Here is a 26,530-nt window from a genome sequence, read left to right on the forward strand (position 1 = left end):
AGACTCTACTGTTTCAGCTTCGGATCGAGAGCATCTCTGAGTCCATCGCCCAGGAAGTTACATGCCAGCACTGCCATCATGATGGTAACACCCGGGAAGAATACAAGGTACGGGAAGTCACGCATGAACTCCTGTCCTTCTGTAAGGATAGCGCCCCATTCCGGTTCCGGAGGCTGAACACCCAGGCCGATAAAGCTCATGGAGGCCGCCGTCAGGATAACACCGCCCAGTGCCAGAGTTGCCTGCACGATGATAGGTCCCATGGCGTTGGGGATAATGTGACGCATGATGATACGGGCCGTGGACGTACCGCCGCACTGCGCCGCTTCAATGAATTCCGAACCCTTGATTGTCAGCACGGAAGACCGGACAATCATTGCAAACTGAGGTATCATGGAAACCATGATAGCCAGAAGCAGGTTCATAACGCCGGTACCAAGGGCAGATACGACACAGATGGCGAACAGCGTGGAAGGAATAGCCATCAGCATATCCATAAAACGCATTACCACAATATCAATCTTACCGCCGTAGTAACCGGAAATCGCTCCGATTGCGCCGCCGATAAACATCGCTCCGGCTACGGAGACAAAACCGATAAACAGGGAGATACGCGCACCGTATATAATCCTGTAAAGCAGGTCGCGCCCATAAGCATCTGTTCCAAACCAGTGCGCCATACTCGGTCCCTGCAGCTTATTCTTCAAATCATGTAAAATAATTTTATTATAGTCGACCGTGAATCCGATTCCAATCGAGGCTACAATCATGGCTACAATGATAACCAAGCCGATGACGGCCAGTTTATTCTTTGTCAGACGATGCCATATCATGCCAAGCTGTGAATTTTTTTTCGCAGTCTGTATTTCCAACGTTGTGCTTCCCATGATGCCACCCCCCTACTTTGCGTATTGTGCCTTGATTCGTGGATCCACATATGCATAAATAACATCCACAATCAGATTGACAAGCCCGAACATCACTGCCAGAAGCAGAGTACAGGCCATAACAGCCGGAACATCCTTAGAACGGATGGACATAATCAAAAGCTGGCCGATACCGGACATTCCGAATACGGACTCCGTGATAACGGAACCGCCCAGCATACCGCCGAAGTTAACGCCGACAACCGTGATCAACGGAATCAGTGCGTTCGGAAGGCAGTGGTGGAAGATAATCCTGCTTTTCTCCGCCCCTTTTGCATATGCCGTCGTAACGTAGTCCTGACGGATTACTTCGAGCATTGTTGAACGCGTCATTCGAAGCAGTGTTGCAAATGTAGATGCCGAACTGGTAAGCGCCGGCAGGATAAAGTGTGCAAAGGAATCTGAACCGAACGACGGAAGGATTCCAAGCTTTGCTGAAAAGAGAATAATCAGCATAAGACCCAGCCAAAACGGCGGCATGGAGATGAATCCAAGTCCCAGCACGGTTGTCAGGCTGTCGATCCAGGAATACTGCTTTACGGCTGAAAGAATACCAAGAGGAAGGCCGATCGCAGTTGCAAAGAGAACACTCAGAACCGCAAGTTTGGCGGTGGTTGGAAAACGTCTTACAATTTCTTCCACTACCGGCATGCCCGTTCTGTAAGAAACGCCAAAATTCCCTGTTAATACATCGCCCATATACCTGAAATAACGCATAATGAACGGATCATTTAATCCCATCTGCTCGTTTAAAGCGGCTATTGATTCGGCTGTCGCTTTCTCCCCCAGAATCAGACGGGCCGGATTACCTGGCATAAAGCTCATAATTGAGAAAATAATAAATGAAATGCCGACGATAACCGGTATCATCAAAAGAAGTCTTTTTGCAATATATTTATGCATACCCCGCTCCTATCTCGAACTGTATTACCGTCCGCTCCGCGGACAGTAACCAAACTACTCCTGATTTCATTCGTCCCGCCTCCGGTAACGCTGAATTTCGGAAGGCGGGACAAAATCATCATTCAATTATGTAACGTTCGTAAGGAATCTAATTATTCCCAGCTGAATTCGTAAATGTTGTAGAAGGACCATGGGTTAACCGTAACACCCTTCAGGTTCTTATTTGTAGCGATGTTCTTGGTTCCGCTTAATGTAGGAATCATCGGAAGATCCTCACTCAGTTTAATGAGCAGTTTCTCATACAGAGCGGCTCTCTCCGTCTCATCCAGTGTTACACGTGCCTCATCCAGATACTGGTCGGCAACCGGGTCGGAATATTTGCTGTAGTTGCGGACATCCATCTGGCTGGAGTGGATACCGGAGTAAAGCGCCTCATCAATCGTAGGAGCTGTAAAGGTTCCGCCGTCAACCATAATATTTGAATCGCCGTTTAAGCAGGCGTCGTCATATGCAGATCGTTCCATCTGGGAAACATTAGCTTTCAGGCCGATCTCTGCAAGAGAGTTCTGTAAAACCTGAGCATATTTGGAAGCTTTTGTATCGTAAACGATGATGGAAATTTCCTGGCTTCCGTCTACGCCGGCCTCTGCGAATAATTCTTTTGCTTTCTCAAGGTCATAAGGATATTTAACAACCTGATCTGTGTATCCAAGGTACTTCTCATTTGCGAAAGTATCCATGATTGTTCCGTTTCCATCCAGAATACCGTATAACATGGATTCTTTATCTGTAGCGTAAGCCAGGGCCTGACGTGCTTTAATGTTGTCAAACGGAGCTTTGTCGCAGTTGATGGTAATGTAGTTAAGACCGAATGTATCACCCATATGAAGCTCTAACTTATCATTTTCCTGGATACGTTTAAAGCTTGTCGGCTGTACGTCTACGTATGCATCGATATCGCCGGACTCAAGGCTCAGCACTGCGGAGTTCGGGTCTGTGATAACACGGTATTCCACGTGTTTAATCGGAACTTCGCCCATGTGGTAATTTTCGTTGGCTTCAAGAACAACCTTCTCTCCTGCCTTCCAGTCTGCCACTTTGTAAGGAGCTGTCGTTACAGGATTCTTCTTAAATGCATCCTCGCCCATGGACTCAAAAGCAGTCTTGCTGAAGATACCGGCTGTCGGAAGCGCCATTGCGAATAAAAACTCGGGATACGGTCCGTCCAGGATTACTTTTACATGGCTGTCGTCCACTTTTTCAACGCCTGTTACACGTGCAAAGCTAGGAACTGCCATCGGCATTTTCATGCCGCGCTCCAGTGAGAAGACAACATCGTCGATTGTCATATCGGTTCCGTCTGTAAATTTAACTCCTGACTTGATGGCAAATGTGTATTCCTTACCATCTTCGGAAAGCTCCCAGGATTCTGCCAGACATGGTTTAATCTCATAAGTTTCGTTGTCCATACGAACCAGCGGATCGTAAACGCACATATTGATACGCATACCGTTGTCGTTTAAGTTGTCGTGTGTATCAAAGTTTGGTGTATCGCCATAATGTCCGATCACCAGTGTATCTTTCACTTCGCCGCCTGTGCTTGTGCCGCCTGCGGGCTGTGTGCCTGAATTTCCTGAGCTTGCCGCATTACCGCCGCATCCCGCCAGAGAAACTGTCATTGCTGCTGCTAAAACAACTGCCAGTATTTTTTTCATAAAATTCCCTCCTGTATTTTACTTGGAAAAATCAAACCAGCTGTCCACGGCCTGTGGCTGCAGGTATTCGCATGTTACAGACTCCAGTTCAAAGAATTCCTGATATGGATCCACCGCCTTGTATGCCTCGTATGGTCCGTCCCAGTCTTTGCGGCGTTCTTTATATGCATGATGTCCTTCCAGGGACTCATATTCAAATAACATAACAAACAGTCCATTGGGATTTCCGTCTCTGTCTGTCTTTCTGAAATACTTTGCGCTTACCCATTCAGGGAACAGTTCTTCTTTATTCTTCTTAACGAATTCGAACCAGTCCTTGATGATTTTGTCGTAAGCCTCCATATCAATATCTTTTTTCAGTCTCCATGTTTCGTACTCTAAAAAACGCATAATATAACCCCTCCTTATTTCTTATCCGTATCCAGCCAGCGCTCCGGCTCAATCGGCTGCCAATATGTACATGTGGTCTCGTCGTAATTAAAATAGTGATAATACGGATCCACCAGTTTATATGGAGCATACGGCCCCTTATAATTTCTGCGCTTCTTGTATGTGTGATGTCCTTCCAGCGACTCATACTCGAATACCATAATGTAACGGCCGGAGGGAACTCCCTCGATGTCTGTCTCTTTATAGTATTTTGCGCTAATCCACTCCTGGAACAGCTCCTCTTTGTGGTCGTGTAGGAACTGGAACCAGTCACGGAGCATCTGGTCGTACTCTTCCACATTTACCCCGTCTTTTAACTTCCATGTCTCATATTCGTAAAATCTCATTGTAACCTTCCCTTTCATTCATAAAAACGATCCGTAAACTGTTCCGCCTGCCTCTGTCACTGCCGCCCGGCTAATAGCTTACTTACAGTAACATTTCTTATTCAGAACTTCCTGCATCATGTACACTCCCGTATTAATATCAAATACAGGAATCTTAAACTCCCTGGTAATCTCTGCCCCAAACACGGCCAGGTTACTGCACTCGAGGAGTACCGCTCCCAGAGCCCCGCATGACTCCTTCAGATGCATAACTCCATTCCGTACATCTTTTTTCATCTTTTCATAATCCTGCTTTGCCGTTCCTTCGATTACCACTTCTTTAAAATGAGGTTCATTCTGCATTCCGTAGATTACGATTCCATCCAGGTTTCCGACACCGGCCGCTTTCAAATGATGCTCCCCAAGAAGCGCCGAGTGGCCTGTCAGAATTCCGATGGACTGCTCCCCGGATATCATCATCCTTGCAAACGGAAGAAATAAAAGGCTGGAAGATATCACCGGAATTCCGACTGAATCTGCTATCTGCCGCTGGTAGAGGGCCATCAGTCCGCAATCCCCTGCTATTGCGGATACATTCTTTCGTTCCAGCTCTTTTGCAGCTTCACAAAGTCTTTTACATGCATCGGGCGAGCCCTCTATCAGGTCTCTGTAACTGCCTTCCACAATGCCGTATTCAACAGGAAAATCAAACGTTCCGGGAAATCCGGGATCCCCTTTCAGTCTGTCGCCGGCCGTGGCGAATAATAAAATTCCAATCGACATCTTCCTCCCCTTTCTTCATAAGTCATTGGTTTTACCGTCTTCATCAGAACAATTCGCTGAGTGCCCCTGATGTAAACTGTTCCACTTCAAAGTGGTATCCTTCCGGACCGGTAAAGAAGAACGATTTAAGATCCAAATCCTTTACCTGCTTGATGTCGGAAAGTCCGTCCACTCCTTCACATCCCTTCAGAGCATCGTGAACCTCCTCAATATTGCCGACGGTAAGGCTAATCAGCACGCTGTCCGTGGAGGTAACCTGAATGGAACCGCTCTTGTTGTCAACTGCTCCTAAAAATGCTTTATCACGGAGCCGGTATACTACTGCCCAACCAGGATCGTAAGCCTTTTCCAGCCCCAGAACCTCTTCAAAAAATGGTTTCGCAGCTTCTAAATCGTTAAAATATAAAAACGTGATGTTTGACGTAAGCTGAAGTTTGGCCATTCTTTTACTCCTCTTTCATAAATTCATACTGTTAAATCATTTCTTATAGTCAGGCTCTCTGCCAATTTCTTTAATGATTTCTTTCATAGCGGCGATCATGGTGTCGATATCTTTCTCATTATTAAAATACTGGCAGGAAATTCTGAAACCGCCGATATAATCAGTAAATCTCTGTGCGATAAAAATCTTCTGTGCGTGAAGTTTTTTAAGAATCATTCTGTCAACATCGAGATCGTCATATAATCTTGCGATTACGATTCCGCCAAAATGTCCCGGATCTCTGTGCGTAATAAGTGTACCGCCGATCTCTTCAATTCTGTCCATGCAATATGTAGCAATTTCACGAATCCGCTTCTCAATGTTCTCGATTCCAATCTCATTGACAAGAGCGAGGGATTCGCCTAAAGCAATTGCTCCCGTATAGTTGGAGGTTCCGCCGATTTCAAACTTTCTGGCTGTCTCATCAAATGTCCAGGCATTTACAGACGGTGCTGCCGGATTCTCCCAGTATGCGCCCCATCCGCCTTCCGGAACGGTTGTGTTTAAATATCCTGCATATGACTGTTTAATCTTTGGAAGCGCTTCCTTGTTTACATAGAGAACGCCGGTTCCGTATGGGGAGTTAAGCCACTTGTGGCCGCCCGCCGTCAGGATATCGACATGGCACTCTTTTGTATCAATCTTTGTAACGCCGAGCTGCTGAACGGCATCTACTACAAGGAAAATACCTTTCTCTTTACAGAACTCACCAAGTTCCTTCAAATCTGTCTGCCATCCGTTACACCACTCCAGAGTGGACATAACAATCAGTTTTGTCTTCTCATCTGCAAGAGCTGCAAAATCCTTTGCTGTGAAACGGTTGTCATCTGTCTTGCAGACACGAATATCGATGTTCTTGTCTTTTCTCATAACACACCAGGGTAACGCTACCTGGATAAACTCCAGATTTGTTGTGATGATGTTATCGCCATCCTGCAATTCAATACCCTGTGCCGCGATATTAAGACCATGGGAAGTACTCTCAACAAGAGCAATTTCTTCCGGATCCGCATTCAGCAGTTTTGCGGCTTCTTCATAAGCCTTATGCCGGAGAGAGTCCATCGCGATATGGTGGGCGCTGGAGTTGGCCTCTTCCTGTGTAGCCGTCATTTCCGCAAATGCCTTTACTGCCTTCACGGTACGCTGAGGAGCAAAACTCACACATGCTGCATCTAAAAATGTCATCGTTTCAAGTACCGGCCACTCCTCTTTACGTATCTTTTCAAAATCAATATTCATTTCAATAATCCTCCTTGCATACATTTCCGTTAAAGCTGTCCCAAGACCTTTTCCGTACGTATACATTCATGCATGTTTGTATATTTGTATATTATCAGTTTTCTGTTTACTTGTCAATTGCTTTACTTTATTTTAATAATAACTTTTCATTTATACTTTATACTGCATGTTACAAAATATTTTATAAAAAACTTTAATAATTATGTAGTTTTTTTATTCTTTTAAGTTAACTCCCGGAAATTATTTCAAATAAAATCAGATAATTTCAAATTGACTCTCGTAATATATTGGATTTTTAACATAATTTCTCGTCTATCCGGAGGACATAAATCGACATTCCATATAAATATTGTAATAAGCGGCATAATTTCTTTCCACCGCAGTGCAATCCTGCCCGGAGGGCTTATTAATATCACAGGAGCGCTTTCCTATGATATCGAAAACGCACAGAAGCGGAATCAGTTCCGCCCTGTGCGATATAATTTCTATCCTGTTATAACATATTTCTTAAACATCGTTCTCTTAAATTTCATTCTCTTAAGAGCAGATGAACATACTTCCGAATCAGCTTTTTATCTATTCCTATAGCAATCTCTCTCGGTATATCCTGGATATAAACACCGTCCAATGCATAGAACATCAGGAAAGCCAGTTCATTCTCCGATATATCATCCAGTTTATTGTTCCTGTTCTTGATACGCCTGATAGGTTCCAGAAAATAGCCGTACTGACGTTTCTTATCCTCCAGCATTCTCTCTCTCAGCTCAGAAAACTCGTCATGTCCCTGGACATAAGCCATCGTCTTCCTGGCAAACCGGAAATCATCCGTCATACAGTTCGGCAGCCACATAAGTTCGACCAGAATCTCCTCGTCCTTAAGGCCGTCATTGTGGGCAATATTCTTTACCACTACATTATGTATACGGTTCAACGTCTCGAGCACCGTATTCTCAAAAATCTCATATTTGTTTTTAAAATGCCAATATGCCGCCCCCCTGGTAACCTGGGCCAGCTGACAAATCTGCTCAAGTGACGTCCGGTCGTAACCATTCTCTAAAAAAAGATGAAATGCTGCTTCAAGCAGATTCTGCTTTGTAAGCTCTGCATCTTCTTTCGTTTTTCTCATGAAAAAGCAATCCCCCTCGATCGTTTTATTTTACAAACATACAGCATATATGATACGAAAGTCTGGTCTTACAAAGGCATATTCTTTTTTCGGTCTGACGTTATTGGGCTATTTTTAAAAATACTTAAACCTTTGGTACACTTACATACTATCATGATCTTATCTTTATGTCAAATTAAACTCTTCCCGCAAAAATAGAAGCATTTTCTGTGCTGCCAGGGAGACATAACTTCCCTGTAACAGGGCGGCAAAGAAGCCGAACGGCACACCGTACCGCTCGTCAATCAAAAAATATTCCCGGTCCTTTAGTGCGGCAGAAATCTGCTTTTCGGGCAGGATCACGGTGGCGTAATCCGCCTGTGCCAGCGCATCCAAAGTGCTGAGATTGCGCGACACCTGCTTGATCCGCGGTATAATTCCGGCCTTAGCAAATATCTGTTCCGTGACCATGCGGCTCCTCTGCCTGTCCGGTGTCAGTGCCACCGGCTCCATCTCCAGAAACCGGATATCCAGATAGGGACGCCCGGAACCGGCGCCTGTCTCTTTATCTCTATAGATGAATTTCCGATAATCACTGTCCCTGCGGGGCACAATCACCATTTGATCGTGTATCAGTTCAAAACTCTCCAGGCCGTGTGTAAGGATCGGAGGATGTAAAATGCCCACATCGATCTCCCCGGCCGCCAGCATCTCCTCTATCCTGTCACTGGCAGCTTCCTCCAGAATAATGTCAATAAAGGGGCACTGCTCCCGGAATCTCGGCAGAAAATGCGGCAGGACATGGGCCGCCTGTGAGCCGGTAAAACCAAGTTTTACCTCTCCGCGCTCCGCATGGGCGATATCCTCAATCTCCTTCTTCATCTGCTGCTCTTCATACAGCATCTTATTCACGAACTCCAGGAACCTTTGGCCCTCCGCTGTCAGTGACACTCCCGCCGCCGTTCTGACAAACACAGGCGTCCCAAGCTCCCGCTCCACCTTCTGGACACACTGGCTGAGCGCCGGCTGTGCTACGAAAAGTTTGGCCGCAGCCTTTGTCATATTTTTTTCAGCAGCTATCCGGCTGATATAGTGCATGTCTTTTAATGTCATAATTTCCTCACAGGTATCTGTATCTCAGTCACAAAATCTTCCGGGTTACTGGTATGGACGACATTGATCAGGGACACCTCCACTGCGTGTCCGTTTATCTGATATCCCTTTTTCCCAATAAAAGAACCAACTCTTTTATATTCGGCGGGAAGACCGATATAATCGCCTATATGGATCACTGAGGCATAGAGCGATTCCGGAAGCTCAAATACATTGGGGCTTTTAAAGGGGTTCGGCATAAGCAGGCCGATTCCGCTGTAATACTTAAATCTGCCTTGCTGAATCTTATCCTGGTCCATTGTCAAAACCATCTTATTATCCAGCTCCCGGGGAAGAGACAGGCCGGCTGCCTTCACGTATGCCTTATACAATACCTCTACATATTGACTTAATTCGTTCAGTTGAAAATTAGCATTGATATAAAATACGTTTCTTGCAGGGATGTACCTGAACTCACACTCCATTTTACGGTGGCCGCGGCCGGCCAGCCGGATCATCTCCAGATAAAAATCAATCCGCTCCCGGATGCTGATTAGTTCCTGTATCTTATCTTCTACATCACCGCGGTTTATTTTCAGCACTTCGCCAAGGGATTCCAAATTCTTATTCTCCGCAAAAACTGCTATTTCATCCAGGGAAAAGCCAATCCGTTTCAGTTCCCTTATCATGAACATCTTATTAAACTGCTGTTGATCATAAAAACGGTACTTTGTCTGAGGATCTACAACACTCGGTTTTAACAGGCCAATCCTGTCATAATAATGAAGTGTCTGGTTCGAAACATTAAAATAACCGGCTACCTCAGAAATAGTATAGAGTGATTTCATGGCACCTCCTCCACCGAATTCTTAAAACTTTATTTACTACCTCGCATTACCCACCTGTGGTCATTATATCACAAAGAAGAGGACCAGGTGAACAATTAAATTGAGTTATACGGGAGGGCATAGGGGGCATAGTTACTGTTCACACAGGATGTATTCCTCGAAGTGTTTTTTGTGAGTGGGGCATAGTGGAAGTCACAGAAAATCCGATGGTTGCGGCGCGACGCAACGAAAAGTGCGCAATGCGGTGTGAACAGTAACAGGGCATATGCGCAATACGCATACACCCTTATCTTTTACACCGCATCATGGAAAATATATTCCGCTATTCCTTCCGCATACTTTTCAAACTGAACCTTCACCCTGCCGTAATCTGCCGGATGGCCCAGATAGCCGTCCGGAGTCAAAGCCACCGTATCCTGTCCTCCTGCCATCCATCTCTGAATATCATCCTCCCCCAGCTCGAGAGGAGGAAGTTCCCCGGCCATCTGCCGGTTCACCTGTTCCGGATAATATCTGAGCATCTGTGCCGTCTCAATGGCACCCGCATGGATATCGAAAAAGCCAGTCTCCGGCGTTTCAATTACCTCAGGTCCCAAAAAAGTTACATGTTTTTCGGTTCCGGTCAGACCATATGACTCCTTAAGGCGATGTTCCAGCACATACCTGGCATTCATTCCCGTATGTTCCACTGCCTCTTTAAATGCTTCAATTAATATCTTTCCATGCGCTTTATCCCCATGATGGTTTACGCCAAACACATTGGAAAACCCAAAATTGGCAAGCGACTCGATTATATCCTGAATTATTGCCATAACCGTTTCAGGACGCGAGGTGAAACACCCCGGAAAAGCGCCTGTCGCCTGGTTAATTCCCCAGTAAAAAGGCGGCGCTATAACTGCTTTGTGCCCTTTTCTTTCCAAAATGTCCCTGATAAGTACACACTTTGCATAAACCAGATAAGTATCTGTCCCCAGACTCAGCTGAGGTCCATGCTCCTCCACCACGCCAAGCGGCAGAATTACAAAAGCGTTTTCGTCTGCGAGTTCTTTAATCTCCCTCCAGGTCATATCAATCATTGTCTGTGTAAAATGGTCATTTAAAATAATCGGCATTTTTATTTCCACCCTTTCTTTTTCATTTCATCCGGAGCGTTCATCCTACCGCAGGAAAATATGGGCCACAGCCGATGCAATTCCCAGGGAGAGAATGGTGCGTTCAATCCAGATAATAAGGATATCCTTCATCTTCAGAGGAATATCCGTGGCCGTCAGCGCCGGAATACAGGCCGAAAAGAATAATATGGCCGATACGCTTGTTACTCCTACCGTAAATTTTGTGATAACCGGCGCTCCGGCCACTACTGCCGCCGGAAGAAACATTTCAGCAATTTCAATAGCAGCTCCCTTCGCCGCCAGCATCGGCTCCGGTATCTGGAACAGCCAGGTAAACGGGTAAAAAATAAGTCCGATGACGTCAAAAACAGGCGTCATATCGGCAATCAGAATACCCAGGAGTCCAATCGACAAGATGCTTGCCACCTGTGAAGTCAGCATGAGAACAGCGTCCACATAGTAATCTTTAAACAGGGATACCATTGACTTGGCATTCCGTGCCGTTTCCACTCCCTGATTCCATGCAAAGACCAGAATACTCCCCTCCGGCTGCGGCGGCTGTTCAGCAGGCTTATCATAATAGGTTTGCGGAATCCGGCTAATCGGATAAATTCTGGCCGTAATAGCGGTAGTCCCAAAAGTAGCCAACAGGCAGGTAATCAAAAACAGGCTTGAATAATCCCCCAATCCCAGCGTATTGGCTATAATCAGCATAAACGATACTGCTACAGTGGAAAAACCCGTTGCTATAATCGCGCTCTCCCTGGCCGTATAGACGCCTCGCTTATAAAGCTTGTTGGTCACAAGAAGGGCCGTGCCATACGCGCTGATGGTCGATACCAGGGCATCAAGGGCACTTTGACCGGGAGTATGGAACACCTTTCTCATAATCTTCTGCATCAGGGCGCCGAAAAATTCAACCACGCCGTAATACATCAGAGGTACAAACCCAATACCGTAAATAACCGACATTAGGGTAATGGAACAGACTAAATTGTCCCATAAAAACGGCAGATAGTCGGGTTGTTTAAACAGCTCCGGCCCCATATTAAACGCTGCCATGACCGCCACCCCTGCGCCCAGCACTTTAAAAACAGTAAATATCCGGTCCGACATTGAGCGGTTAAACGTCCCCCTGATGAACGGCAGCGCCGCTCCCGCTATCACAAACAGCATCGCAATAAACGGCACGGCCGGTCCAAGCAGTCCGTTCAGCCAATTATAAATATGCTGCAGTGGCGTCGTCTTTACGCCTCCTATTGAAATGTCAATAAAAAACATGAACATTCCAATCAGTGAGAACACAACAAACTTAAAAGTTCCTAACGCTTTTCCCACCGTCTTAGTACCAGTCTCCTCCTGTACACTCATCATAATTCACCTTTCCTTTCCTTCGTAACCCCGGTTTGTATCTGTTTTAATTATGAAAGATCAAGTAACTATAGAGTCAATATAAAAATAGCAGATTAGGCATAAATAAAACCGCCAAATAGCAGGTAAAAACCTTATACCAGGTATAGAGTTTTTCACAACACCGTTTTTTCTCTTTCTCATTGATTTTCTACACCTGCCGTACGGTTTGAAAAATAAACGCCCGTAAGAACCGCTGCTGAGCCAACAAACTGCAGAATCGTAAAGGACTCTCCCAAAAACATCACTCCTGCCGAAATGGAAACTACAGTTACGATATTTGTAAATATACTGGCCTGCGCCAGGCTCAGGCAGGAGAACGCATAATTTAGCAGAAAGAAGGCCCCGACCGAAGAAAATGCCGCCAGATAAAATATGCTTCCCCAGACATACGGCTGCTGAAGCGGACTAAGTATCTCCGCCAGGGAAGCGCCGCCGGACTGGAACAATGCAAATGATGCAAAAAAAACACTGCCGAAGGCAATCATGACATAAGTTCTTTCAAAGGAAGTAAAAAAATCAGCCGTATCTCTCATAAGAAGATTATATGCCACGCTCGATATTACCGCACAGAATAAAAAGATTATACCTTTTATCTCAGTGCTGCCTTCCTTTTGAGCGATTGAAATTACTGCAACCCCGGCCAACGAAACCACCGAACCAAAAAGCTGCAGCCTGGAGGGAATCTCTTTTCTGAATATCACTCCGGCAAACAGGGTGATAACCGGAACGACAGCCAAAAGCGTACCCGCAAATGCTGTAGACGTGCTCCTGATGCCGTAATTTTCAAATGTGTAGTAAAGAACCGGCTGAACCATCCCAAGTAATAATATTTTCCCCAGAGGCTTACCTTTCAGACTAATCTTCACTTTTCCCGTCAGTAAAATTAAATTGAGGATCATAAATGCCGTTATAAACCGCACTGCCAGCAGAACAAATGGTTCAAGCCGCACAAGCGCCACCTTGGAAAACAGGAAGCTTAAGCCAAAAAACGTATTACCCAGGATTGCCGCCCCGACTGCTTTCATAAATTTCGTTTCTTTTTTTATAACTTTTGTTTCTTTTCTTAATACTCTCATTGCTTTCATCCTTTCTCTCTTTTCCGAGCGTAACAGTACAAAAAAGCTATTCCCACTGCCTTAAGCACTTAACAGTATAAAGGCACTTAAAAAGAACTTCTATTTATCCACAACAACTCTTTAAAATGTTAATCTTTTCCTCATTGAAACGTTAAAATGTGAATAACAGCGTATAAAAAATAAAGTGCTGCTTTTACAACCAAGCTTCAATTGTGTTTAAATCATACTTTTGCTATAATTATGTAAAATGCCAAAAGGGGGATGAAGAAAATCGATCAGACCGACCAAAAGATTATTAAACTTTTACAGGAGAATGCCCGCATGTCTTTTTCCGAAATTGGAAACAGGACTTCTCTGTCCACACCGGCTGTGAGTAACCGTGTGCAGAAGCTTCAGGAACAGGGCGTTATAAAAGGATATACCGCTATCCTGGATGCACAGGCCATGGATAAGCAGCTGGTATGCTATTGCCAGATCTATTTGCAAGGCAGACAGGCTGCAGGGAACCAGCCCTTCTTAGATGCGGTTTTAGAGGAACCGGATATATGGGAGGCCTACTGTGTCAGCGGCGACTATGAGTATCTGCTGAAGATTGTAACAGCCTCCACTCAGTCCCTGGAATCCGTATTATCCGGACTCCGAAGCAGGTTTCCCGCTATGAAGACTAAATCTTCCGTTGTTCTGTCTTCACTGAAGGAGCCGCCCTCTGTTCTTGATATTTCAAATAAAACACTTAAATAGCAAAAAAGCGGAAAACCTGCATTCCACAAGGTTTTCCGCTTCATTTCATTCATGAGGCATCGGGGATTCGAACCCCGGACAACTTGATTAAAAGTCAAGTGCTCTACCGACTGAGCTAATACCCCATTGGTATTAAACCAAAGTGCCCAGAGCCGGAATCGAACCAGCGACACGAGGATTTTCAGTCCTCTGCTCTACCAACTGAGCTATCTGGGCTTGTCCTTTTTAGCACTTTGATGTGAAGCTGAGACTTTTAGTCTTCACTTACGCCATTCGCCGTATATAGACAAAATGCCAAAAACGTTCAAGAGTGCAAACACTCTTGCCAGTTTTCGGCAGCTTATCTACGCACATCTCATTGCAAAAAAATTGCGGGGGCAGGATTTGAACCTACGACCTTCGGGTTATGAGCCCGACGAGCTTCCAGACTGCTCCACCCCGCGCTAATTAATACATATTCTATTATATACAATAAGTGTGAAAAATACAACACCTATTTAATGGATGGAGGTGGATTCGAACCACCGAAGCGTGTCGCAACAGATTTACAGTCTGCCCCCTTTGGCCACTCGGGAACCCATCCAAAAAATATAAGAGCCGATGATCGGACTCGAACCGATAACCTGCTGATTACAAATCAGCTGCTCTGCCAATTGAGCCACATCGGCGTTTTTATAGAAGAAATGGGGCCTATAGGGCTCGAACCTATGACCCTCTGCTTGTAAGGCAGATGCTCTCCCAGCTGAGCTAAGACCCCTTATCTTTATAAAAAACGACCCAGATCGGACTCGAACCGACGACCTCCGCCGTGACAGGGCGGCGCTCTAACCAACTGAGCCACTGGGCCATATATACCTTCAAAACCACATATTGAAATTCATCCGTTTAAACTTTGTTTCCATAACCTAACCTTTTGGTTAAGCCCTCGACCGATTAGTAACAGTCAGCTGCACATGTTGCCATGCTTCCACCTCTGCCCTATCTACCTCGTCGTCTTCAAGGGGTCTTACTCTTGCGATGGGATATCTCATCTTGAGGGGGGCTTCACGCTTAGATGCCTTCAGCGTTTATCCCGTCCCGACTTGGCTACTCTGCCATAGGTTTGATACCTAACAGATACACCAGAGGTCAGTCCATCCCGGTCCTCTCGTACTAAGGACAGCTCCTCTCAAATATCCTACGCCCGCGCCGGATAGGGACCGAACTGTCTCACGACGTTCTGAACCCAGCTCGCGTACCGCTTTAATGGGCGAACAGCCCAACCCTTGGGACCTACTTCAGCCCCAGGATGCGATGAGCCGACATCGAGGTGCCAAACCACTCCGTCGATGTGAACTCTTGGGAGTGATAAGCCTGTTATCCCCAGGGTAGCTTTTATCCGTTGAGCGATGGCAATCCCACTTTCATACCACCGGATCACTAAGTCCTACTTTCGTACCTGCTCGACCCGTCAGTCTCGCAGTCAAGCTCCCTTATGCCTTTGCACTCTTTGAATGGTTTCCAACCATTCTGAGGGAACCTTTGAGCGCCTCCGATCCCCTTTCGGAGGCGACCGCCCCAGTCAAACTCCCCACCTGACATTGTCCCACCACCGGATCACGGTGGCTGGTTAGAAATCCAGTATCACAAGGGTGGTATCCCAACATTGACTCCAAGAAGACTGGCGTCCTCTCTTCTTCGTCTCCCACCTATCCTGTACATGCAATACCGAATCCCAGTATCAAGCTAGAGTAAAGCTCCATGGGGTCTTTCCGTCCTGGCGCAGGTAACCAGCATCTTCACTGGTATTTCAATTTCACCGGGTGCATTGTTGAGACAGCGCTCAAATCATTACGCCTTTCGTGCGGGTCGGAACTTACCCGACAAGGAATTTCGCTACCTTAGGACCGTTATAGTTACGGCCGCCGTTTACTGGGGCTTAGATTCAAAGCTTCGATTGCTCTAACCTCTCCTCGTAACCTTCCAGCACCGGGCAGGCGTCAGCCCATATACCTCACCTTACGGTTTTGCATAGACCTGTGTTTTTGCTAAACAGTTGCTTGAGCCTATTCTCTGCGGCCCACTCTCGTGGGCACCCTTTATCCCGAAGTTACAGGGTCATTTTGCCGAGTTCCTTAACAATGCTTCTCCCGCCGGCCTTAGGATTCTCTCCTCATCCACCTGTGTCGGTTTACGGTACGGGTACATATCACACAATAGCGGCTTTTCTCGACAGCCCCTACGCCAACTTCGCTACTAATAGTTCGCTACGCGTCACGTCCTCCTGTTGTTGAGCGGATTTGCCAGCTCAACCAGTCCTACGCTTGCCCCGGTCTTTTCATTCCCGGGTTTGGCACCGGTTCTGTGTCCCCACAGTTCTGATGATATGCAGTACAGGAATTTCAACCTGTTGTCCATCGACTACGCTTCTCAGCCTCGCCTTAGGCCCCGACTTACCCAGAGCAGATCAGCTTTACTCTGGAAACCTTAGATATTCGGCCTGGAGGATTCCCACCTCCATCTCGCTACTCATTCCGGCATTCTCTCTTCTTAAAAGTCCACAGCTCCTTATCGGTACTGCTTCACTCCTTTAAGAATGCTCCTCTACCAATTGTCTTACGACAATTCCTAAGCTTCGGTGTTGTGTTTTAGCCCCGGACATTTTCGGCGCAGGACCTCTCGACTAGTGAGCTATTACGCACTCTTTGAATGTGTGGCTGCTTCTGAGCCAACATCCTAGTTGTCTTTGAAATCCCACATCCTTTTCCACTTAACACACACTTTGGGACCTTAGCTGTAGGTCTGGGCTCTTTCCCTTTTGACTACCCAACTTATCTCGTGCAGTCTGACTCCCGTACATCATTTATGCGGCATTCGGAGTTTGATATTCTTCGGTAGACTTTGACGTCCCCTAGGAAATTCAGTGCTCTACCTCCGCTAAACTAATACGAGGCTAGCCCTAAAGCTATTTCGAGGAGAACCAGCTATCTCCGGGTTCGATTGGAATTTCTCCCCTATCCACACCTCATCGCCACCCTTTTCAACGGATGTGCGTTCGGTCCTCCATTTCCTTTTACGGAAACTTCAACCTGGACATGGATAGGTCACCCGGTTTCGGGTCTGCACATGCTGACTTGACGCCCTATTAAGACTCGCTCTCGCTTCGGCTCCGCACCTTAAGTGCTTAACCTTGCCAGCATCCGCAACTCGCCGGACCGTTCTACAATAAGTACGCGGTCGCACCTTAACGTGATTCCACAGATTGTAAACACAGGGTTTCAGGTTCTCTTTCACTCCCCTCCCGGGGTCCTTTTCACCTTTCCTTCACAGTACTATGCGCTATCGGTCACTAAGAAGTATTTAGCCTTGGGGGGTGGTCCCCCCGACTTCCCGCAAGGTTCCACGTGTCTCGCGGTACTCTGGATCCTGCTGCTGCCTATTGTTTTCATGTACGGGGCTTTCACCCTCTCTGGCCGGTCTTTCCAGGACCGTTCCATTAACAAATCGGCTCACGTATGCAGTCCGTAACCCCAGAGTGCACGCACTCTGGTTTGGGCTCTTTCCCTTTCGCTCGCCGCTACTCAGGAAATCGATTTTTCTTTCTCTTCCTCCGCCTACTTAGATGTTTCAGTTCAGCGGGTTCCCTTCCATACGTTATGTATTGGCGTATGGATACTTGAGGTCTTCTCAAGTGGGTTTCCCCATTCAGATATCTCCGGATCAAAGGATATTTGCTCCTCCCCGAAGCTTTTCGCAGCTTATCACGTCTTTCATCGGCTCTTAGTGCCAAGGCATCCACCCTGCGCTCTTATTAGCTTAACCAATTGACTCAAACCTGCGGGTGCGGGTTCTTGTCTAAGATTCATAGCGTTGAATCTTTGGTTTAGGTTTACAAATAAATTCGTTTTGGTTTGTTTTTTTCGGTTACACTTTCGTGTAACACCTCGGATGTCTTGATTTTCTTCCATGAATTGCTCCATGAAATACTTATCTAGATATTATTTCAATATGCAGTTTTCAAGGTACATATTTGACTGAAGTTTATCAGTCATTAGCAAACTCGATGAACTCAAATTCACTAATCACTGGTAAAAACCAGTTATATGGAACAGCACTACCCTGCTGGAGTGGGTTAACACATCGTCGTCACAGATGTCTTTTTCATCTGGTTAAAAATTACAAATTCATCCATTCAGATGTGTCCGTTCTATATAAAACACTCTTGCGAGTGAGTTTTTAAAAAGTAATCCGGCAGCCACCTGCTTTCCCATATCGTTACCAATATAGTATCATCGGCCGCTCAGGTCTTAACCATCGTGTTCGGGATGGGAACGGGTGTGACCCCTGAGCGCATCGCCACCGGAAATTTTCATTTCCAGGACTTCGATATTAAATTATATTCGATATCCTCGAAAACTCAACAGTATATAAAACCTCTACTTCTTCTTCCTTAGAAAGGAGGTGATCCAGCCGCACCTTCCGATACGGCTACCTTGTTACGACTTCACCCCAGTTATCGGTCCCGCCTTCGGCAGCTCCCTCCTTGCGGTTGGGTCACTGACTTCGGGCGTTACTGACTCCCATGGTGTGACGGGCGGTGTGTACAAGACCCGGGAACGTATTCACCGCGACATTCTGATTCGCGATTACTAGCGATTCCAGCTTCGTGCAGGCGAGTTGCAGCCTGCAGTCCGAACTGAGACGTTATTTCTGAGATTTGCTCCACCTCGCGGTCTCGCTTCTCTTTGTTTACGCCATTGTAGCACGTGTGTAGCCCAGATCATAAGGGGCATGATGATTTGACGTCATCCCCACCTTCCTCCAGGTTATCCCTGGCAGTCTCCCAAGAGTTCCCACCTCTACGTGCTGGCTACTTAGGATAAGGGTTGCGCTCGTTGCGGGACTTAACCCAACATCTCACGACACGAGCTGACGACAACCATGCACCACCTGTCTTCTCCGCCCCGAAGGGAAGGGGACGTTACTCCCCGGTCGGATCGATGTCAAGACCTGGTAAGGTTCTTCGCGTTGCTTCGAATTAAACCACATGCTCCACCGCTTGTGCGGGTCCCCGTCAATTCCTTTGAGTTTCATTCTTGCGAACGTACTCCCCAGGTGGAATACTTACTGCGTTTGCGACGGCACCGAAGAGCTTTGCTCCCCAACACCTAGTATTCATCGTTTCCGGCGTGGACTACCAGGGTATCTAAGCTGGTTTGCTCCCCACGCTGTCGAGCCTCAACGTCAGTTATCGTCCAGTAAGTCGACTTCGCCACTGGTGTTCCTCCTAATATCTACGCATTTCACCGCTACACTAGGAATTCCACTTACCTCTCCGACACTCTAGTTCCATAGTTTCCAAAGCAGTCCCGCAGTTGAGCCGCGGGCTTTCACTTCAGACTTACAGTACCGTCTACGCTCCCTTTACACCCAGTAAATCCGGATAACGCTTGCCCCCTACGTATTACCGCGGCTGCTGGCACGTAGTTAGCCGGGGCTTCTTAGTCAGGTACCGTCATTTTCTTCCCTGCTGATAGAGCTTTACATACCGAAATACTTCTTCACTCACGCGGCGTCGCTGCATCAGGCTTTCGCCCATTGTGCAATATTCCCCACTGCTGCCTCCCGTAGGAGTTTGGGCCGTGTCTCAGTCCCAATGTGGCCGGTCACCCTCTCAGGTCGGCTACTGATCGTCGCCTTGGTAGGCCGTTACCCTACCAACTAGCTAATCAGACGCGGGTCCATCTTGTACCACCGGAGTTTTTCACACCGCATCATGTGATGCTGTGCGCTTATGCGGTATTAGCAGTCATTTCTAACTGTTGTCCCCCAGTACAAGGCAGGTTACCCACGCGTTACTCACCCGTCCGCCACTCAGTCAACTTAGCTTCCATCCGAAAACTTCCACTAAATCGCTTCGTTCGACTTGCATGTGTTAGGCACGCCGCCAGCGTTCATCCTGAGCCAGGATCAAACTCTCATGTTTAAGATTTGATTCCGTTCAAAAATCGCTTGGCTATTTTTGTCCGTTTGTGTTCGCTTTTGTAGCACTTTCGTGCTCCGCAAGTGTATCACGTTTTTACTTGGTTTTGTTCTGAATGTTCTCTCGAACTTCTAGGCTTAACCAAAAGCCTTTGTTCTTTAAGAATTTTCAAGGTTTTACATACTGTTCAGTTTTCAAGGTTCTTTGTTGTTGAACGCTGTCGTTTGTTCTCAGCAGCAACTTTTATATCTTACCATAATTGTTTTTGTTTGTCAACAACTTTTTTTATTTTTTTAATTTTCTTTTTTTGAACCGCCGCTCGTTTTCAGCAGCTTGAATATCATATCACAACTCTCAGTCAGTGTCAACACTTTTTTCGAATTATTTAAACATTATATTCAATAGGTTCTTTTCAAAAAAGAAAACGGAGAAAGAGGGATTTGAACCCTCGCGCCGGTTACCCGACCTACACCCTTAGCAGGGGCGCCTCTTCGGCCTCTTGAGTATTTCTCCGCAGTTATTACTTAACACTATTTAGTTCTGCGCATTGGACATGCTCATGTCGAGCGCATTGTCAATTATACTAAATAAGATTTGGGTTGTCAAGCCTGTTTTTCCAGATATTTTTATATATTTTCATTAATCTTATTTTGTATCCGTTCATGCACTATATCTGCGATTTCTACCGTCTTTAGTCCCATATATTGTTCATATGGAATCGGCTCCAAATAGTGAACCTGAACTGTTTCCTTCTTAATAGAAGAAACGCCAAACGGTTTATAGCTGTCAATCAGCGCAACGGGTACAATGGGACACCTGGCATTAAACGCGCTTTTAAAGGTTCCGCCTTTGAATTTCAATATCTGATTCCCCTCCCTGCTTCTGGTCCCCTCAGGGAAGATAACATAATTGTTGCCATTTTTCACATCTTCAGTCATCTGATTAATAATTCGCAGAGATTCCCGGATATCCTGGCGGTCCATCGGAATCCCTTTTAAAAGCTCCAGAACCTGTTTGACCAGAAAAACATTGGAAACCTCTTTCTTAACGACAACGCTGAGAGGCCTCGGGCATGTGTCTATGATTGCAAGCATGTCGAACAGTCCCTGATGATTGGGAAAAAGAATAAAGCCGTCCTGAGCCGGGATGTTCTCCTCACCGTATCCCGTCACATCGACACGGCCGGTCTTATTTACCTTTCCCACAACGCCCTTCAGATAGTTGTACCGTTCCTCCTGTGTGTGAGTGTCGCTTTTGCGGCCCATCTTCCATATATTAAACATCCACCATGGAGCTCTGTAAATGTTTCTTAAAACCATATATGTGATTCGATTCATGATGTCCCCCTGTCAGTCTTAATCACCGTCTTACCGTTTCAGTCTGCCCATGGCAAGCATGCTGCCCAGACAGCCGGATAGGATTCCCACGGCCGCGCAGGCGCGCACGACTCCCGGAAATACAGACCGGAGCGGTAAAAGGCGTATTCCTTCCCCAAATAGATGAAACTGTGTAACCGCGAATTCTGTTCCCCAGCGGTATGTAAAATACAAAAGTACAATAGGCAGGACCATACCCGCGATTCCCATAATCAGTCCTTCAATGATAAACGGAATTTTAATAAAAATGTCCCTGGCTCCCATCAGCAGCATCGCCTGGGTCTTCTCCCTCTGTGCCGCTATTCCAATAGCCAGCGTATTATAGATCAGCAGCACTGACATCAGTACAATGACAACGACACTTCCAAATGTAATTGTGGAGATGGCATTTTTGATCTTCAGTACCGCCTTTACCGTGTCCGCCGAGTTCCTGACACTTCTGACCCCGTCCAACTGCCCTACATAGGCTACAAATTTCTCCTGGCTCTCCACATCTTTTAAAAACACCTTATAGTTATTGGAGTGTTCCAGCGGATTATCCTCCTCAAACACGCCTTCCAGCAGATTTTCGCCTTCGTAATACGTGTCACGGAATGTATTCCACGCCTCTTCCGAAGAAGTGTAGACCGTATTGGTCACTTCCGGGCGTTCCCGGAGCAGTTCCCCGATTTCGTCCACGCGCCCGACAGGCACATTATCATCGAAAAATATCACCACCGCCACGTCTTTTTCCGTATTCCTGATGGCCGTGTTGACATTGAGTACGACCAGGTAAAAAAGACCGAACAGAAAGATACAGACCGTCATCGTGACAACCGATGCGATCGTATATACCTTATTTCTCCATGTGTTTTTAAATCCCAGCCTGCACAGGTATGAAAATGTCTTAAGGCTCATAGAAATATCCTCCCCGTCTGCTGTCCATTATCACCTTGCCGTGCTGAAGTGTAATTTCCCGTTTCTGCATCCGTTTCACGATATCCCGGTTGTGGGTCACTACTATGACCGTTGTACCGGCCTCATTAATCTTCTCCAGGAGCCACATGATCTCAGCCGCATTTTTCTGATCCAGGTTGCCTGTCGGCTCATCGGCCAGGATCAGGGCCGGTTTATTCACAATCGCCCTTGCCAGAGCCACACGCTGCTTCTCACCTCCGGATAACTGATCCGGATAATTCTTAATCTTCCGTTCCAGCCCCACCCTGGTGAGGGCCGTCATCACCTGTTCTTTTATCTGCGCCGGCGGCGTCTCGTTGACCATCTGGGCAAATGCCACATTTTCATATACATTAAAATCGGAAAACAGTTTAAAGTCCTGGAAAACAACACCCAGAAAACGTCTGTAGCGGTATACCTGCCTTTGTTTCAGCTGACTCAGCACAATCCCGTTTACCGTGATTTCCCCCTCCGTCGGTTCCGTCTCCTTTAGGATCAGATCCAAAAATGTCGTCTTGCCCGCGCCGCTGTCTCCCAGGAGAAATACAAATTCTCCCTTTTCTATTGTCATGTTCACCTGCTTTAAGGCCTTCTGCCCCGTCTGGTAAACCTTACTTACCTTATCAAAAACAATCATATTGTTTTCCATCTTCATCCATACCCCGTATGCAGCTCATCCGTCAGTGTTTTCCGCCGTTCGTCTTCTTTAGATTATATACGAAAGCTAGAATTCCCGCCACTGTCTGGTAAAATTCTTCCGGAATTTCCATGTCCAGTTCCACATTTTCATACAGTCCGCGGGCCAACGGCCGGTTTTCCATAATATAAACGCCATTCGCCTCGCCAATCTCAACAATCTTAAGCGCTACACGGTCTGCTCCCTTGGCTACCACACGCGGCGCACGATCCTGATCCGTATTATAGGAAAGAGCCACCGCAAAATGGGTTGGGTTTCTGATAATCACATCCGCTTCCGGCACCTTCTGCATCATTCTTCTGGATGCCATTGCTCTCTGTTTCTGGCGGATCATGCCTTTTATCTGCGGATCCCCCTCCGTCTGCTTATACTCTTCCTTCACATCCTGCTTGCTCATGCGCATATCTTTTTCATACTCCCACCATTGAAAGAGAAAATCAAATACGGCAATGAAAATGAATATCGCGCCTACGGTATTTACCATCGACGTCATCGTGGAACCGACATAGGCAATTGCCCCCGCCACGCTCCCGTCCATCAGACGGGCAAATTCGTGGAGTCTGTTTTTCAGCACATCAAAAATAATCCAGGTCAGAACCGAAACCTTAATAAGTGCTTTCAGCAAATCCACCATAGAACGTATAGAAAACAGCCGTTTCATCCCCTGGATTGGGTTCATCTTGCTTGCCTTGAATTTAATCGCATCCATAGAGAACAGCATCCGCGTCTGGGCGGCCGTCGCAACAACTGCAGCCAGGATACTGAGTCCGGCAATCGGAAGTATCGTCTCGATAAATAGCAGCATCCCCTTAGAAAGCTTGTCCCCTACATTAGCGGGGTTGACCGGATAGGATGTTCCTGCATAGGAAAAGAAAAGACTCACGCATTTTCTTATATTTTCATACATAAAAGGAGCCAGCAGTCTCAGTCCATTAAAAAGAACCAGGAGCGATACCACCGCAACGATATCCTGGCTCTGAAATATATGTCCTTTTTTCCGTTCATCCCTCCGCCGTTTGGGAGTGGCTTTCTCAGTCTTCTCGTCAGCAGCCAAACAGTATCCCCCCTCTCATATCAGAACAGTGTCAGAACCTTCTGCATATCTTCCATCAGACTTACAACATAACGATCTATAAATTCGCCCAAAGGCTGTGCAAATAACATCATCAGTAGAATGCCGGCCGCAATCTTGGTCTGGAGATTGATGACAAATACATGTATCTGGGGGATCAGTTTCATCAGAATCCCCATTGCCGCTTCCAGGATGAACTCAGCCGCCACAAACGGCAGCGCCAGTTTTGCCACCAGAATGAACACGGAATGGAAAAGGGTGAGCAGATACGCCGTGACCCGCGGTAGCAGAATCATATAAGCGCCCACCGGTACCACTTCATAAGAATAGGCAAAGAGTTTGATCATGACCAGATGGCTTCCCGTTGCAAAAAAATAGAGCACAAACAGCATATTCAGCATCTGCCCCCAGGTCGACGCCTGCACGCTGCTCACCGGATCCATCACTTTTGCCATGGACAGGCCGAATACCGTATCCATCAAATCACCGGCCACATAGAGCATATAGTAATAAATCTGGAATACCATCCCCATCAGGAGTCCGATTCCCAGTTCCCGGATCATGGCAAACATCATATCCGGCGGTTCCAACGCCGCCACTGCCGCCCCATCCTGCAGCGGAGCCAGCAGAAGACTCACTGAAAAAACCAGTCCCACCCTGGCCATCATCGGTACATTTTTTCTTGAAAATATCGGGTTCATCCACAGGAGGGCTCCCATCCTGACAAATACAAGGAGAAAGACATCCAGATAACCAAGAATTTCATCCATAATCATCACCCTCTACAGCCCGGCCATGAGAGAAAAAATGTGCTGCACGAATTCCGTAAAAACACCCAGCATCCAGGAACCGGTCACCAGAAGCACAATAGCAATTACGATGAGCTTCGGCACAAAGGTCAGGGTCTGCTCGTGAATCTGCGTCGCTGCCTGAAAAATAGCTACAATAAGTCCTACCACGATACTGACAAGCAAAAGAGGTCCGGCCATCTGAAACGCAACCAGCATTGCCTGTTTTAATACTTCCATTACTTCCGATGTCGTCATCTTCTTACCTCCCGTCCGGACTGCTGTTTCGTCCGCTTTATCTGAATCCCTGCACCAGCGTCTTGATTACCAGATCCCAGCCGTCTACCAGCACAAACAGCATCAGCTTAAACGGCAGCGCTATCATCGTCGGCGGCAGCATCACCATGCCCATTGACATCAGGGTGCTGGCCACCACCAGGTCAATAATCAAAAACGGAAGGAAAATCAAAAATCCCATTGTAAAGGCCCTGTTCAGCTCGCTCAATATAAAGGACGGCACAATTACAATCAGATCAAGCTGCATATAACGCTCCGGTCCTTCAACACCTTCCAGTACCACGGGATCTGTTTTGGAAATCTGCATGAACAGATCGAGACTTTTCTTCTCCGTCTGCTTCAGCATAAACTCCTTCACCGGAACCTGGGCCCGGTCAAAGGCCTCCTCCCTGGCTATCTCCCCGCTCCGGTACGGCTGGTATGCCTCCGTATTCACCTTTGCGATCACCGGGGTCATGATAAAAAGCGTAAGAATCAGCGCCAGCCCGACCAGAATCTGGTTTGGCGGCGACTGCTGTGTTCCCAGCGCATTCCGGAGAAATGAGAGCACAATAATTATCCTTGTGAAACTCGTCATCATGATAATAAAAGACGGAACCACCGCAAGGAACAGGAAAAGGAACAGCACATCCAGAGAATCCAGGGAATTGGCGCCGTTTCCATTGTCATACTGGATCGAGAAACCGCCTGCATAGGATGTTTGATAAAATGATAAAACAAAGACCGCCGTCAGGATCATCAGACCGGCAGCCGCCATCATTTTTTTCTTTAATTTGTGCACCTCTATCTGCTGTTCCATCATCCGTATCTCTCCTGTATCTGTATATCAGTTTACACTCTTTTGTCCTTATTTGGCTCGTTACAAATTCGGCCCTTTCCCGTTCTGCCGGTCCCTTAGCTGCTTTGCAAACGCCGAAGTAAACGAAGAAGCGGCTGTCTTCCCGGCATCTGTATTCTTAGCCGGATCATAAGAATCCAGATCACAAATCTTCTGTATTCCCGAGGGGGATACCCCCAAAACCATAAATGTTCCCTGTATTTCCACGACAAGAAGGAAACTGTCCCTGGCAACCGCCGTACGCTCCCATACACGGATACCGCCCGAGTCCTGTTTCCTTCCTATCCCATTGCCTACTAATTTGGTCGTATAATATGCCAAAAATAAGATGGCGATCATTACTATAAAATATAAAACGAGTTTTACTGCCGTCAT

At 46.7% G+C, this 26,530-nt stretch carries 23 protein-coding genes, 8 tRNA genes and 3 rRNA genes; 1 reads left to right on the plus strand and 33 read right to left on the minus strand.

The window, feature by feature from the left end; genetic code table 11:
- Window positions 1-5 precede the first annotated feature (5 nt).
- The 14 genes from EJL91_RS08195 to EJL91_RS08260 all read right to left on the minus strand — a co-directional run bounded on the left by EJL91_RS08195 (window position 6) and on the right by EJL91_RS08260 (window position 13,448).
- A complete protein-coding gene (locus EJL91_RS08195; RefSeq protein ID WP_125141467.1) occupies window positions 6-887 on the minus strand; it encodes an ABC transporter permease in 882 nt (293 codons plus the stop codon).
- Between the two features lie 12 nt (window positions 888-899).
- Entirely contained in the window at window positions 900-1,829 is a 930-nt protein-coding gene (locus tag EJL91_RS08200) for an ABC transporter permease (protein WP_125141468.1), read from the minus strand.
- Between the two features lie 152 nt (window positions 1,830-1,981).
- The gene (locus EJL91_RS08205; RefSeq protein WP_125141469.1) at window positions 1,982-3,544 is read right to left on the minus strand and encodes an ABC transporter substrate-binding protein; all 1,563 of its coding nucleotides are present in this window, start codon (window positions 3,542-3,544) and stop codon (window positions 1,982-1,984) included.
- A gap of 18 nt (window positions 3,545-3,562) precedes the next feature.
- On the minus strand, window positions 3,563-3,934 hold the full coding sequence (locus EJL91_RS08210; RefSeq protein WP_125141470.1) for a hypothetical protein: 372 nt from the start codon (window positions 3,932-3,934) through the stop codon (window positions 3,563-3,565).
- A 14-nt stretch (window positions 3,935-3,948) separates the two neighbouring features.
- Window positions 3,949-4,320 (minus strand): hypothetical protein, encoded by a 372-nt coding sequence (locus EJL91_RS08215; protein ID WP_125141471.1) that lies wholly within the window; start codon window positions 4,318-4,320, stop codon window positions 3,949-3,951.
- Window positions 4,321-4,398: 78 nt separating this feature from the next.
- Entirely contained in the window at window positions 4,399-5,082 is a 684-nt protein-coding gene (locus tag EJL91_RS08220; protein ID WP_125141472.1) for an aspartate/glutamate racemase family protein, read from the minus strand.
- A gap of 43 nt (window positions 5,083-5,125) precedes the next feature.
- Window positions 5,126-5,524, minus strand: coding sequence for a VOC family protein (locus EJL91_RS08225; protein WP_125141473.1), 399 nt, complete (start codon window positions 5,522-5,524; stop codon window positions 5,126-5,128).
- A 36-nt stretch (window positions 5,525-5,560) separates the two neighbouring features.
- A complete protein-coding gene (locus EJL91_RS08230; protein ID WP_125141474.1) occupies window positions 5,561-6,802 on the minus strand; it encodes an aminotransferase class V-fold PLP-dependent enzyme in 1,242 nt (413 codons plus the stop codon).
- A gap of 529 nt (window positions 6,803-7,331) precedes the next feature.
- Entirely contained in the window at window positions 7,332-7,928 is a 597-nt protein-coding gene (locus EJL91_RS08235) for a TetR/AcrR family transcriptional regulator (protein WP_125141475.1), read from the minus strand.
- A gap of 165 nt (window positions 7,929-8,093) precedes the next feature.
- Complete coding sequence (locus tag EJL91_RS08240) at window positions 8,094-9,020, minus strand: LysR family transcriptional regulator (protein WP_125141476.1); 927 nt, start codon at window positions 9,018-9,020, stop codon at window positions 8,094-8,096.
- The gene (locus EJL91_RS08245) at window positions 9,017-9,847 is read right to left on the minus strand and encodes a MerR family transcriptional regulator (protein WP_125141477.1); all 831 of its coding nucleotides are present in this window, start codon (window positions 9,845-9,847) and stop codon (window positions 9,017-9,019) included. Before EJL91_RS08245 ends, EJL91_RS08240 begins: the two co-directional genes overlap by 4 nt.
- A gap of 293 nt (window positions 9,848-10,140) precedes the next feature.
- Window positions 10,141-10,959, minus strand: coding sequence for a creatininase family protein (locus tag EJL91_RS08250; protein WP_125141478.1), 819 nt, complete (start codon window positions 10,957-10,959; stop codon window positions 10,141-10,143).
- A 45-nt stretch (window positions 10,960-11,004) separates the two neighbouring features.
- A complete protein-coding gene (locus EJL91_RS08255; RefSeq protein WP_243125280.1) occupies window positions 11,005-12,333 on the minus strand; it encodes a YjiH family protein in 1,329 nt (442 codons plus the stop codon).
- Window positions 12,334-12,509: 176 nt separating this feature from the next.
- Window positions 12,510-13,448 (minus strand): DMT family transporter, encoded by a 939-nt coding sequence (locus tag EJL91_RS08260; RefSeq protein WP_125141479.1) that lies wholly within the window; start codon window positions 13,446-13,448, stop codon window positions 12,510-12,512.
- Window positions 13,449-13,709: 261 nt separating this feature from the next.
- Between EJL91_RS08260 and EJL91_RS08265 the strand changes: the two genes are divergently transcribed.
- Window positions 13,710-14,189 (plus strand): Lrp/AsnC family transcriptional regulator, encoded by a 480-nt coding sequence (locus EJL91_RS08265; protein ID WP_125141480.1) that lies wholly within the window; start codon window positions 13,710-13,712, stop codon window positions 14,187-14,189.
- Between the two features lie 52 nt (window positions 14,190-14,241).
- Here EJL91_RS08265 and EJL91_RS08270 read toward each other — a convergent pair.
- From EJL91_RS08270 to EJL91_RS08360, 19 genes are all read right to left on the minus strand, one after another.
- Window positions 14,242-14,314: transfer RNA gene (locus EJL91_RS08270), tRNA-Lys, on the minus strand.
- An 18-nt stretch (window positions 14,315-14,332) separates the two neighbouring features.
- Window positions 14,333-14,405: transfer RNA gene (locus EJL91_RS08275), tRNA-Phe, on the minus strand.
- A 153-nt stretch (window positions 14,406-14,558) separates the two neighbouring features.
- Window positions 14,559-14,632: transfer RNA gene (locus EJL91_RS08280), tRNA-Met, on the minus strand.
- A gap of 58 nt (window positions 14,633-14,690) precedes the next feature.
- Window positions 14,691-14,772, minus strand: a tRNA-Tyr gene (locus EJL91_RS08285).
- 12 nt (window positions 14,773-14,784) lie between these two features.
- A tRNA-Thr gene (locus EJL91_RS08290) sits at window positions 14,785-14,857 on the minus strand.
- Window positions 14,858-14,873: 16 nt separating this feature from the next.
- Window positions 14,874-14,946: transfer RNA gene (locus tag EJL91_RS08295), tRNA-Val, on the minus strand.
- A gap of 16 nt (window positions 14,947-14,962) precedes the next feature.
- A tRNA-Asp gene (locus EJL91_RS08300) sits at window positions 14,963-15,036 on the minus strand.
- A 66-nt stretch (window positions 15,037-15,102) separates the two neighbouring features.
- A 23S ribosomal RNA gene (locus EJL91_RS08305) occupies window positions 15,103-17,990 on the minus strand.
- A 424-nt stretch (window positions 17,991-18,414) separates the two neighbouring features.
- Window positions 18,415-18,532: ribosomal RNA gene (gene rrf, locus EJL91_RS08310) — 5S ribosomal RNA — on the minus strand.
- A gap of 90 nt (window positions 18,533-18,622) precedes the next feature.
- Window positions 18,623-20,154 (minus strand): 16S ribosomal RNA (locus tag EJL91_RS08315).
- Together the 16S, 23S and 5S rRNA genes with 8 tRNA genes alongside form the textbook arrangement of a ribosomal RNA operon.
- Before the next feature lie 422 nt (window positions 20,155-20,576).
- Window positions 20,577-20,664, minus strand: a tRNA-Ser gene (locus EJL91_RS08320).
- 113 nt (window positions 20,665-20,777) lie between these two features.
- Window positions 20,778-21,488, minus strand: a complete 711-nt coding sequence (locus tag EJL91_RS08325) for a lysophospholipid acyltransferase family protein (protein WP_125141481.1) — start codon at window positions 21,486-21,488, stop codon at window positions 20,778-20,780.
- Between the two features lie 30 nt (window positions 21,489-21,518).
- On the minus strand, window positions 21,519-22,424 hold the full coding sequence (locus EJL91_RS08330; protein WP_125141482.1) for a permease-like cell division protein FtsX: 906 nt from the start codon (window positions 22,422-22,424) through the stop codon (window positions 21,519-21,521).
- Entirely contained in the window at window positions 22,414-23,118 is a 705-nt protein-coding gene (gene ftsE, locus EJL91_RS08335) for a cell division ATP-binding protein FtsE (protein WP_243125281.1), read from the minus strand. Before ftsE ends, EJL91_RS08330 begins: the two co-directional genes overlap by 11 nt.
- A gap of 25 nt (window positions 23,119-23,143) precedes the next feature.
- Window positions 23,144-24,214, minus strand: coding sequence for a flagellar biosynthesis protein FlhB (flhB, locus tag EJL91_RS08340; RefSeq protein ID WP_125141483.1), 1,071 nt, complete (start codon window positions 24,212-24,214; stop codon window positions 23,144-23,146).
- 20 nt (window positions 24,215-24,234) lie between these two features.
- Complete coding sequence (locus EJL91_RS08345) at window positions 24,235-25,002, minus strand: flagellar biosynthetic protein FliR (RefSeq protein WP_125141484.1); 768 nt, start codon at window positions 25,000-25,002, stop codon at window positions 24,235-24,237.
- A gap of 12 nt (window positions 25,003-25,014) precedes the next feature.
- Entirely contained in the window at window positions 25,015-25,278 is a 264-nt protein-coding gene (gene fliQ / locus EJL91_RS08350; protein ID WP_125141485.1) for a flagellar biosynthesis protein FliQ, read from the minus strand.
- A gap of 37 nt (window positions 25,279-25,315) precedes the next feature.
- Window positions 25,316-26,119, minus strand: a complete 804-nt coding sequence (gene fliP, locus EJL91_RS08355) for a flagellar type III secretion system pore protein FliP (RefSeq protein ID WP_243125282.1) — start codon at window positions 26,117-26,119, stop codon at window positions 25,316-25,318.
- Window positions 26,120-26,176: 57 nt separating this feature from the next.
- Window positions 26,177-26,530: a flagellar biosynthetic protein FliO gene (locus EJL91_RS08360; protein WP_125141486.1), complete on the minus strand. Its 354-nt coding sequence runs from the start codon at window positions 26,528-26,530 to the stop codon at window positions 26,177-26,179.

The sequence above is a fragment of the Clostridium transplantifaecale genome (assembly GCF_900626075.1).
Taxonomy (GTDB): Bacteria; Bacillota; Clostridia; order Lachnospirales; family Lachnospiraceae; genus Otoolea; species Otoolea transplantifaecalis.